Here is a 12,690-nt window from a genome sequence, read left to right on the forward strand (position 1 = left end):
ACCCCCCTTATTTATATAATTTATGAAACAAAACAAACTTTTGCTATTGGTTCTTTTTTGTTCCTGTGTATTGTTATCCAACTCATTAAATGCCCAATTAATGGCTGTAGAGTCTAAAGATACTTTAAATGGGAAACCCAAAGTTACAGCCAGACTTATAGGAAGACTTAAATTAAATGGTATTTATGATATTAAGGGAAGCCTTGCGGGTAATAGTTCGTTTCTTATTCATAATAATGATGTTTCGGGTTTAGATATACCTTCTTTTAGTATGGATATGAGACAGTCGCAGTTGCGTTTTGTTAGCACGATACAATTAAATAATGGTAAAGAATTAAAATCAATGTTAGAAGCTGATTTTGAAGGTGCTAATAATACGTCTCAGTTTAGGCTGCGTCATGCTTACGTTCAGTATGATCATTGGACAGTAGGGCAAACTTGGTCAAATTTTGGTGATTCATCCTTATGGCCTTCGCCATTATTAGATTGGGACGGACCTACTGGTATGGTACTTTCTCGTAGGATTCAAGTACGTTACACAGGTCTTTTTAAAGAAAACGGACATACCTCTTTTATGCTTTCGGCAGAGTATATGGAGCCGCGCCGTTTGTATGATTATACGTTAAGTCCAACTCATGGTGTAGATTATGCTCCCTCTAGAGCTCCCGATGCTGTGGCTGGTATACGATATGCTTTTGATAACGGAGGTTTCATGAAATTATCAGGTCTTTATCGCAGTATTGCTTATGACTCTGAGGATATTGCAGCAGGAAAAACAGAGTTTGAATTTGATTCTCAAAGTGGTGGTGGTGTTACTGCCATGACAAGTATATTTTTTAGAAAAAAATCAGGTTTAGTAAATAATCTGCAAGCACAATGGACAATCGGTAAGGGAATTAGTGATTATTTTCTAGCTGTAGGAGGATCAGGTCTTGATGGTTTTGCCAGATCAGATTTTTCAGGAAAACTAGATCTATTACCTGTACATGCTGGTTTTATTTCGTACGAACGTTTCTTTAATAAAAAGTTTCACTCGATGGTTATGGCTTCTTATAATCATTTTTATGATGGAGCAGGTACACTAGCAGGTTGGGACCGAATGACAAATTACCAGTTTACGCTTAACGCATCGTATGACTTCTTTGATTTTCTGACAATTGCACTTGAACCACAAATAGGGTACAAACAATTGCAATATGCCGATGGAAGTACACAAGGAGCTAACGCCGTTCGCATCAATTTTGGGATGCTATTTAATTTCTAATATCAGGATTAACCAAATAAATATTTTAAAAAATGAAAAAATTAGTACTTGTATTTTTGTTGTGTATTGCAACATCTTTGGCCTTTGGACAACAAAAGCCCAGAATCATAATTCTTGCCACGGGTGGAACTATAGCAGGCGAAGGAAAATCTTCGGATAGAGCTGGATATACTGCGGGTAAAATTCCTGTAGCTGATCTTATAGGAAGTATTCCGAGCATAAACGCTATTGCAGATATTAGCGGAGAACAAATATCTTCTGTAGGTAGTCAGGATATGAGTATTGAAATATGGAAAAAACTAGCTGTACGTATTAATGAAATATTTAGTAAAAATGAGGCAGATGGTGTCGTTATAACGCATGGTACTGATACTCAGGAAGAAACAGCTTATTTTCTTGATTTAGTTTTACCGCATGAATTACCTGTTGTAATTACAGGATCTATGCGTCCGGCAACAGCTATAAGTGCAGATGGACCTAAAAATCTTTTTGATGCAATTACTGTCGCTGCAGATCCTAAAAGTAAAGGGCGTGGTGTATTAGTATCTTTTAATGAATCAATCTACGATTCCAGAGAAGTTACTAAAACTAGTACAACAAAAGTAAATGCTTTTAGATCACCAGATTCTGGACCGCTAGGAGAAGTATATGATGGCCGTGTAGAATATTACAAATCATCGGTAAGAGAAACAGCAAAAGAAGGACCTTTTGAAGTAAATAAAAACACAAAATTACCTAAAGTAGAAATTGTATATATGTATGCCGATGCCTCTCCAGAATATATAGATTATTTAGTAAAACAAAAAGTAAAAGGTATTGTAATAGCTGGTGTTGGAAACGGAAATTTCTCTAAAGCTTTTACCGAAGCTATAAAAAAAGCTACTAAAGCAAATATAGCAGTTTGTCGCTCAAGCCGTTGTCTAGAAGGCAGAGTAGTGCTTGATGGAGAAACAAATGACAATGAACTTGGTACAGTAGTATCAGATAATCTTAGTCCGCAAAAAGCAAGAATATTATTGATGCTTGGACTTACAAAATCAAAAAACAAAAAAGAACTGCAAGATTATTTCTTCCGTTTTTAATTTCCTTTAATAATTTAACACATTACATTATGAGCAACTTTCGTACAGAACATGATTTTCTTGGAGAAAAAGAAATACCAAACAATTGTTATTATGGAGTACAGACAGTACGTGCCAAAGAAAATTTTGATATAACAGGAATTCCTATTGGATCAGAACCTTTATTTATTAAGGCTTTTGGTCATGTGAAAAAAGCTGCAGCAATGGCCAACAGAGATCTTGGTGTATTAGATGCAAAAAAGGCTGAAGCTATTATTTATGCTTGTGATAGATTAATTGCAGGAGAATTTGCAGACCAGTTTATAAGTGATCTTATTCAAGGAGGAGCAGGTACATCCACCAATATGAATGCTAATGAGGTAATTGCCAACTTGGGATTGGAATATATGGGACATAAAAAAGGAGAGTATCAATACCTTCATCCTAATAATGACGTAAACCTTTCACAAAGTACAAATGATGCCTATCCATCGGCTTTTAGAATAGCAATTTATCTTAAAATAGAGTATTTTACAGAAGCCTTAGCGCAACTGCAAGAAGCCTTTTTTCAGAAAGGAAAAGAGTTTGCTAATGTTATTAAAATGGGACGTACGCAATTACAAGATGCTGTACCAATGACATTAGGACAAGAGTTTAATGCTTTTGCAACAACAATAGGCGAAGATGTAATTCGTTTGCGCCAATCAGAAAGATTAATTACAGAGGTAAATATGGGAGCAACTGCCATTGGTAGTAAAGTAAATGCTCCAGAAGGGTATCCAGAACTTTGTGTAAAATACCTTGCCGAAGTAAGTGGAGTTCCTGTTACGCTTGCAGGCGATTTATTTGAAGCGACTTACGACCCAAGTGCTTTTGTAGAAGTAAGTGGAACTTTAAAAAGAAGTGCCATAAAATTGAGTAAAGTTTGTAATGACCTTCGCTTATTAAGTAGCGGACCTCGTTGTGGATTTAATGAGATTAATTTGCCAGCGCTTCAGCCAGGATCTTCGATTATGCCAGGAAAAGTAAATCCTGTAATACCCGAAGTAGTAAACCAAACTTGTTTTTATGTTATTGGTGCCGATTTAACGGTTACAATGGCAGCAGAAGCGGGTCAATTGCAATTAAATGTAATGGAGCCAGTAATTGGGTTTGCCTTGTTTACATCATTAGAGTATCTTACTAAAGCTTGCAATACTTTAAAAGATAAATGTATTGTAGGTATAACTGCCAATGCAGAACATGCAAAAGATTTAGTAATGAATAGTATTGGTATTGTTACACAACTTAACCCAATTTTAGGATACGAAGCTTCTTCAAGTATTGCCAAAGAAGCACTTAAAACAGGTAAATCGATACACGATATTGTAGTAAATGAAAGAAAGCTAATTACCCAAGACAAATGGGAGGAGATTTACTCTATAGAAAACCTTATTAATCCTAAATTCATCACTTCATGATATTAGTACAGTTCGCTATACTTATGGCTATGATCCTTATTGGGTCACGGCTTAAAGGGATAGGCTTGGGAGTTATGGGAATGATAGGACTGCTTATTTTTGTCTTGTTTTTTCATATGCGTCCTGCTGATCCGCCTATAGCGGTACTTCTTATCATTTTAGCCATTGTAACCACAGCTGCCACCTTACAGGCAGCTGGAGGTTTGGATTATTTGGTAAGTATTGCCGAGATGATTATTAGACGTAATCCGAAGTATATAACTTTTATAGCGCCATTTACAGTTTACTTTTTATGTCTATTTGCAGGAACAGCGCATATAGTATATTCACTACTACCTATTATAGCCGAAGTATCAGCCAAGAAAAGAATACGACCAGAACGACCGTTAAGTATATCTGTTATCGCATCACACATGGCACTTACGGGTAGCCCAATGAGTGCGGCAACGGCTTCATTGGCAGCAATACTAGCTTATTCTACAGCAGTTGTAGATATAATGAAAGTATGTATTCCTGCTTGTATGATAGGTATTATAGCGGGTGTTATTTCGGTATGGAAAAAAGGCAAAGAACTTAATGATGATCCAGAGTTTATCGAAAAAATGAAAGACCCTGAATTTACTGAGAGTATAAACAAAACAGCCGAAACAAATAGAGAGTTAAAACCAGGTGCAAAAACAGCAGTATTTATTTTTGGTAGTGCCATATTACTCATCATATTTTTTGGAGCATTTCCGCAATTTATTCCAAATGTTGGAGAAGGAACTGCAGGATTTGCGGTAGGAGCAGATGGAGCAATTAACCTTACAGGATTAATAATCATGATAACATTATCGGCTTCGGCATTGATAATGATAATTACCAAAACGCCTCCAGTGTTGGTAGCAAAAATGAGTTTGTTTACATCAATGGCTACTGCAATTGTTTCAGTTTTAGGTGTAGTATGGATGAGTGCCACTTTTATGGGAGCAAATAATGCTTTAATAGAAAGCACTTTTAGAGATATAACATCAGAGTATCCTTTTACTTTTACCTTTGCCTTGATAATTATGGGAGCATTGACTTTTAGTCAGGCTGCTACAACAAAAATTATGATGCCAATAGGATTGTCTTTAGGAATTGGTCAGCCACATCTTATAGCGATGTTTCCAGCTGTAAATGCCGACTTTATATTACCGGGTTATCCTACATTAGTCGCTGCCATGGATTTTGACCGTACAGGCACAACTCGTATAGGGAAATATGTAGTTAATCACAGTTTTATGCTTCCCGGACTTGTTACCATTGCTGTAACTATCGCTTCAGGTTTTTTATTAAGCATGTTTTTATAGTACTTAATTAATGATTTGTTTTTCTTGTTTCATAATGCAAGAAAAGCAAATCATTACTAATTTTAAACCTATAAAGTTTCGATTAAGGATTTAAAATCAGCAAAAGATTTTTTTCACGTAGATAATACAGATTAGAGCAGATTTATTAGTAAATGAATCTGCATATATCAGCTTAAATCTTTTGAAATCTGCATCAAAGAATACTTACGCCTTTTAATGTTGAGTCTGCCTATGTGTCAAAACTAATTATAACGAACAGATTAATTTTGAGTATTGTGGAATCTTTTTTTTACTTGAAGTATTACTGCTACCATTACTACAGGAAGTAGCTGCTAAAATTCAAATTAGCAATCTATTACATCCTTACTACAAAATATTTTTTTATATATTTGATTTTATATATTCGTTTTTAATTAATTCGAAATACTAATTTTTAGTGCTTTTTGAATAATACTAAAAACGTTTTTTTTGTTTAAAAGAATTTCTTGCCCCAGAAGTTTTTTTATAATAGTCGCTGTAAAAGCACCAAAAATAACCTACTGTATAAAACAAAATGATCAAATTTAGAATTAGATTTTTATGTATCTCTATTTTATTTGTAACCTTCGTACTTAACGCTCAAATTAAGAAAATAGGTGTTCCTTTTATAACAAATTATAGCCCTAAAACCTATAAAGCAGCTTCAGAGAATTGGGATGTTTTACAAGACTCTCAAGGAATGATGTATTTTGCCAATCATTTTGGTTTATTACAATTTGATGGAGTAAGATGGGGGATAATTATGCAGCCAGAAAACAAGAGTATGGTTCGCTCCCTCGCAATAGATAAAAACGATAAAATTTTTATAGGTGCTCAAGGCGATTTTGGGTTTGTAACCAAACAGTCAAATGGTCAATACGACTATACATCTTTAGTTAAATTACTTCCAGTTTCATCCAGAAATTTTAGTGATGTATGGCATACTATTGTTCATAATGATGAAGTAATTTTTTTCTCGTACGAAGCTCTTTTTATTTATAAGAATAATAAAATTCAAGTTATAAAAGCTACTACGAGTTTTGATGAGTTTTTTAAAATTAGCACTAATCTTTATGTATTAGATAATAAGAAAGGATTACTTAAAGTAAAAGATGATCAGTTGATTTCTATTGATGGCGGTTCTAAATTTGCAGGAATGAAAATCCTGAAGCTATTCGGAACCGAAAATAACCTAACAGTATTAACTCAAAAAGACGGCTTTTTTATTTACAAGAACAACCAATTAAAACCTTTAAAAACCGAAGCAGATTATCTTTTAAAACAAAATCAGGTTTCTGTTGGTATTCTTCTTCCAGATGGATATTATGCTATTGGAACACGAGAAAACGGACTCATTATTATTGATAAAAACGGACACTTAATTCAGCATATCAATAAGCAAATGGGTTTGCAAAATGAGTATGTTACCAATCTTAAGCTCGATGCAGCAGGTAATTTGTGGGTAACACTTAAAGATGGGATTGCGCTTATTCAAATTTCATCGCCATTATCAAGAATTCTGGATACCACAAACTTCGAAACCAAAATATATTGCAGTCAGATTTATCAAAATAAGTTATATATAGGAACGGATAATGGATTGTTTTGGTTGGATTGGGAGAAATATAAACTTGGGCAACACGGAAATATACATTTTCAGCGTGTAGCGGGAATGTCTGAAACGGTATGGAACATTGGTGTTTTTGATAATGTACTTTTGGCTTTCGAAAAAAACGGAATATTCGAGATAAACGGAAGTGCAGCAAAATTAGTTGCAAAAACAGATGGAGCATGGCAAGGTGTAGTTATGCCAAATCATCCCAATTTGTTATTAGTGGGAGGATATTCGGGATTATATTTATTAAAAAAGGTAAATCAATCCTGGGTATATCAGTTTAAAATTAAAGGCTTTAAAGAAAGTAGCAGAGTAATTACAATTGATAAAGAAGATAATATTTGGATAGCACATGGATACAAGGGAATCTTTAAAATAAGATTGAATAATACGTTTGATAGTATTGCAAGCATGCATTTTTATGACAAGAAAGACGGTTTTCCGTCGAGTATATTTTTGAATACCGTCAAGCTAAATAATAAAATTCTTTTTGGTACTACAAAAGGGGTTTACAAACAAGATTCTTATACAAAACGAATGATTCCCGATGCTGTTTTTAAAACGTATTTGGGTATGAATAATCACATCAGATTACTCAAATCCGACAATAAAAGCGCTATTTGGTATGTTTCGGGAGATAATACAGGAAGAATTGATAAAAAAAAGGATGGAAGTTTTTCTATAGAAGAATTACCTTTTAGAAAACTGAGGTATTTATATATTCCTGGCTTCGAAAACATACAAACTACTCAAGAGGGAGATGTATTTTTTGGCACTCAAGACGGGTTGATTCATTATAATAGTATTAAAAATAAAAGCTATGGTTTAAAATACAAAGCAGTTATATCCGAAGTAAAAAGTATTTTTCCAAAAGACAGTCTATTATATTCAAGCAGATACGATGTTCTTTCGGCAAAGGAAACAACTACAAATGATAAATTTTATCCAGCCTTGCCTTACTCTAAAAATGCACTTCATTTTTCGTTTGCTGCACTTTGGTATGATGATGCCGATGGTACAAAATACGAATATTGGCTAGAAGGTTTTGAACCAAAATGGTCTGATTGGGGACTACAAACAGAAAAAGAATACACTAATCTACCCGAAAACGAATACACTTTTCATGTAAGAGCCAAGAATATATATGATGTAGTAAGCGAAGAAGCTGTTTTTAAATTTGAAATTCTGCCGCCTTGGTACAGAACGAGTTGGGCTTATATCTTGTATTTATTCCTTTTTGGAACTCTAATCTATGTTATTATTAAATATCAAAAAAAATTAGCAGAACGTAAGCGACAACAATTAATTCTAGATCAGGAAAAAGAACTATTGCTAAACCAAGCAGCATTTAATGAGCAAAAACTGTTATTAGAACAAGAAAACATGAATGTGATTCGTGAAAACTTAGAAGCTACAATTAATCTCAAGAATGCCAAAGTAGCTTCAAATACAGTCAATTTGATACATCTTAATGAAATTTTATTATCTATAAAGGAACTTATTAATCAAATTGATAAAAGGAATGATTCCGCTATAAATTTGGGTTTCTTAACCAAAATCAATCGAATAATTGATCATGAATTGCAAGGAGATAAACATTGGAATGAGTTTGAAGAAATTTTTAATCAGCTCCACGATAATTTTATCCAACGTTTAAAAGCAAGTTATCCCGAATTAACGCCCCGCGATATGCGATTGTGTGCTTATTTGCGTATGAATTTCAATACCAAAGAAATAGCACCACTTTTAGGCATCTCGGTTAGAGGGGTAGAAGATACCAGATATCGTATCCGTAAGAAACTCCACCTTTCATCTGAGGCAAATATTACGGAGTTTATACTCAACTTTTAAAGCTTAACCGCAATCTTAAATTGTCTATAAATGAACACGGATAGGGACGCGGATGATACGGATTTACAAAAGTAAAGACGCGGATTAAAAACAGATTTTTAAAAATAATAGATAGAAAATCCGTTTAATCCGTGTTCCTTTTTGCCACAGATTAAAGGATTAAACAGATTCTAATTCTCTGCGAAATTTGCGTAACCCCTTGTGTCCTTTGCGGTTAATTTTGCCACAGATTAAAAGATTAAACAGATTTTAATTCTTTGCGAACTTTGCGTAAAAGCTTTGTGCCCTTTGCGGTTAATTTTCGCCACAGATTATACTAATTGCACTAATTTTTAAAACTTTGCGCTCTTTGCGTAACCCCTTGTGTCCTTTGCGGTTAATTTTGCCACAGATTAAAAGGATTTTAAAATTAATGACAGTCAATGAACGCTTTAATCCCTAATAAAACCACATTTATTTTGCTGTATTGATAAGTTTTTGTAGTGTTTGTTTTTTTAGCACCGTAGTCAAACCGTACTTGCAAATGTGAGTTTATAGTAGTTTGTTTGTTAATATTGTGAGTTATTAATAAAAAAAGAATCTATTTTTTACAGATAGTTCTTTTTGAGTTTAATAATTTTTAACCCCAAAAAACAAAAAACTATGAAACAAAAAAACTTTTTTCTCGGCCAACCACCGAAGAATAACCTACAATTTTTAAAAAAGTTTATTCTGATGGCATTCTTAGTAATGTCACCTTTTATTAAATTACATTCTCAATGTAATACACTCGTTTGGGCAGATGAGTTTAATGGTACTACAATCGATGGTAGTAAATGGCAAAGTATTACAGGTAACGGTTGTCCATCGCTTTGTGGTTTTGGTAATGCCGAAGCGCAAAGGTATAATCCAAACCAGGCAACGATAGTTAAAGAGGGTACAAATAGTTACTTAAATATCGAAGCTAAATATGAGCCAAACTCACAATTTCCTGATCAGCCATATACCTCTGCAAAGCTCACTACAGAAGGGAAATATTCTTTAAAATATGGAAGAATTGAAGCGCGTATGAAACTATCTTCGGGAGTGGGCGCATGGCCAGCTTTCTGGATGTTGCCAGAGGGAGCAACTGGAACATGGCCTTTTACAGGTGAAATAGACATTATGGAAGCCAAACATAAAAGTCCAAAATCGGTAGATGGAACACTACATTACGATGCAGGCGGATATCATTATACAGGTAGAAGTTATACATCTCCAACGGATTTATCTACAGACTTTCACGTTTATGCTGTAGAGTGGGGACCAAATAGTATAAAATGGTTTATAGATGGGAATTTATTTCATACAGCAAGTCCTAATACTACTGTAAATGGAGGATGGCCATTTAATGATAATAAATTTTATATCATTTTAAACTTAGCAGTCGGGAGTTTAGGAACGCCTTATACAAGTGTAAATGGTGCAGGAGTAGCACCTAATCCAGCTGATTTTCCTGCAAAATTATTAGTAGATTATGTACGAGTTTATGATGGTAGTTTTGCCAATGGCGTAATTGGAGCTGCAAAAGTATATGCCAATGCAACCAACAAAACATATTCTGTAAACGCTATTGCGGGAGCAAATTATACTTGGACAGTTCCATCTGGGGCAACAATAACTTCAGGACAAGGAACCAATGTAATTAATGTAAATTGGGGAGCAACTGGAGGAGATGTTTCGGTATTGGCAACAGTAAATGGATGCGATAGTAAAACATATAAAATAGCTGTAACTACAGAACCGTCTTTGCCTGTTGAGAAAATACATGAAGATTTTCAGTCTAACAGAAATATAGTTTATCTAAATAAAACAGGAGTTTTAACCGAGGCAGTTGCAAATCCGTCGGCTACAGGAGTGAATACATCTGCACTTGTTGGGAAATATGTTCGTAATGCTTCAGAGATATATGATGTATTAAATATAAAAAACATAACAATTACCAATGCCAATGATTATGTGTATGGCAGAAAAAGACTTTCATTTGATATTTATACCTCTGCACCAGTGGGGACAAAAATATCAATGCAATTAGAAAATAGTTTGGTAACAACAGCTATTAATTATCCTTCAGGAAGACATAGTGGTTATAAAGCTACTACAACTGTACAAAATAAATGGGAAACGATAGAATTTGAATTTGAAAAAGTAATAGATGCCAATACAAGTGCTTTGTCTATTAATAATGTAGTATTCTTATTTGAGTCCAACTCTAATTCTGGAGCGACATATTATTTTGATAATTTACTCACAAAAGCCGCACCCGAAAAGCCAATTATTGCGACCGATATTTTACAAAATTATGACGGTATCAATAAGATTATAAAAGGAACTACAACAGGAACATATTCGGTAGTTGCTAATCCTGGTGCAAATTCGGTTAATGCTTCTGCAAATGTGGCAAAGTATGTTCGTAATGTAACCGAACAATATGATGTGTTGTTTTTTAATACACAAAATAGTATCGAAGATGCAGGTTTATTAAAGAACCAGACGAATAAAATAATGATTGATGTTTACACATCAGCACCAGTAGGAACAGTTGTTAGTTTGAATCTGGAAAACAGTTTAACATCGCTTCCTGCAAATTTTCCAACAGGAAGAAACAGTAGTTATGTAGCAATGACTACTAAACAGAATCAATGGGAAACACTTACCTTTTATTATAATTCAAGCCCCGATGAAGGAACATCAAATTTGGCTATAAACCAAATGGTAATCTTGGTTAATTCAGGTTCTTATACAAGCGATACATACTATTTTGATAATATAAGAATTGGTTCTACTAAATTGCCAGATACTTTTACGGCAGGAGTAGTTTATGAAGATTATCAAACCATACATAATATTACTTTTAGAGATGCCATCGGAACCTATACTCCAAATACGGTTAATCCTAGTGCAAGCGGAATAAATACGTCATCATCAGTTGGTAAATATGTTAGAAAATCAACTGAATTATATGATAACTTTTCGTTTACTACAACTTTAAACAATATTGGAGATTTTAAAAAAGGAACTAAAAAGTTTGCAATAGATGTTTACACTTCTGCACCAGTAGGATCTATTATTTCTTGGCAAGCAGAAAGTAGTGCATCAATCCCGTCTAATTTTCCTGTAGGAAGACATAGTGTATATCAGGCGGTTGTAAAACAAACCAATACTTGGCACACGCTTGTGTTTACATATGCAAGTGCGCCAGATGCATCTACATTAGATAATGAGGTAAATCGTTTTGTATTTTTATTCGAGCCAGGAACGAGTTCAGGAAACACTTATTATTTTGATAATATCCGAAGTGTAAATTTAGTTACTACAGATGTTCCAAGTAACGATGTTAATTTGGCTTTGGCTAAACCAACTTTAGCTTCAAGCGAAGAAAATACAACTTTTTCTTCTGCGAAAGCAACAGATGGAGATGCGGGTACAAGATGGTCAAGTAGTTTTGCAAATACAAGCGAATGGGTTTATGTTGACCTACAAAGTAATTACAATATTAATCGTGTTGTTCTTAAATGGGAAGCTGCCTACGCAACACAATATAAAGTACAAATTTCTGCGGATAATGTTTTTACCGAAAATGAAACTGTAAACACACAAACTGCTAGTGATGGTGGTACAGATGATTTAGTAGTAAGCGGAATAGGAAGATACATCCGAATTTTATGTACAACCAAAGCGTTGACTCCTTACGGTTATTCATTGTTTGAGATAGAAGCTTATGGATCAGCTTCGACAGCAAAAATGTCGGCTATTGTAACAAACGAAATTCCTGAAGAAGAAACTACAGGTTTAAATATATATCCAAACCCTGCGAGTAGTTATATCCAAGTTTCATCATCTGGAAAATTAGATAATAAAATGATTACCGTTTATGATTTATCTGGTAATGCTATGTTACAGAATAAGGTTGATGCTAAAGCAAATGAAAGTGTTATCGATATTAGTAGGCTTTCTAAAGGAATCTATATTCTAAACTTTACATCAGATCAAAAATCCTGGATTAAAAAAATCATTAAAGAATAATTAAAACTTGTTGGTTGTAATAAGCTTAAATAATTACAACCAACAT

At 34.0% G+C, this 12,690-nt stretch carries 6 protein-coding genes; all 6 read left to right on the forward strand.

The window, feature by feature from the left end; genetic code table 11:
• Positions 1-22: 22 nt before the first annotated feature.
• The 6 genes from ACJ6WR_RS21610 (at position 23) to ACJ6WR_RS21635 (ending at position 12,644) form a co-directional block, all read left to right on the forward strand.
• On the forward strand, positions 23-1,264 hold the full coding sequence (locus ACJ6WR_RS21610; protein WP_409416458.1) for a DcaP family trimeric outer membrane transporter: 1,242 nt from the start codon (positions 23-25) through the stop codon (positions 1,262-1,264).
• Between the two features lie 32 nt (positions 1,265-1,296).
• Positions 1,297-2,346 (forward strand): asparaginase, encoded by a 1,050-nt coding sequence (locus ACJ6WR_RS21615; protein WP_039114361.1) that lies wholly within the window; start codon positions 1,297-1,299, stop codon positions 2,344-2,346.
• A 29-nt stretch (positions 2,347-2,375) separates the two neighbouring features.
• Positions 2,376-3,785 (forward strand): aspartate ammonia-lyase, encoded by a 1,410-nt coding sequence (gene aspA, locus ACJ6WR_RS21620; protein ID WP_039118548.1) that lies wholly within the window; start codon positions 2,376-2,378, stop codon positions 3,783-3,785.
• The gene (locus ACJ6WR_RS21625) at positions 3,782-5,116 is read left to right on the forward strand and encodes an anaerobic C4-dicarboxylate transporter family protein (protein ID WP_409416459.1); all 1,335 of its coding nucleotides are present in this window, start codon (positions 3,782-3,784) and stop codon (positions 5,114-5,116) included. Before aspA ends, ACJ6WR_RS21625 begins: the two co-directional genes overlap by 4 nt.
• A 553-nt stretch (positions 5,117-5,669) precedes the next feature.
• The gene (locus ACJ6WR_RS21630) at positions 5,670-8,600 is read left to right on the forward strand and encodes a triple tyrosine motif-containing protein (RefSeq protein WP_409416460.1); all 2,931 of its coding nucleotides are present in this window, start codon (positions 5,670-5,672) and stop codon (positions 8,598-8,600) included.
• A gap of 714 nt (positions 8,601-9,314) precedes the next feature.
• Entirely contained in the window at positions 9,315-12,644 is a 3,330-nt protein-coding gene (locus ACJ6WR_RS21635; protein WP_409416461.1) for a family 16 glycosylhydrolase, read from the forward strand.
• Positions 12,645-12,690: the final 46 nt, after the last annotated feature.

Origin of the sequence: Flavobacterium sp. PS2 (assembly GCF_046250155.1) — a bacterium.
GTDB lineage: Bacteria > Bacteroidota > Bacteroidia > Flavobacteriales > Flavobacteriaceae > Flavobacterium.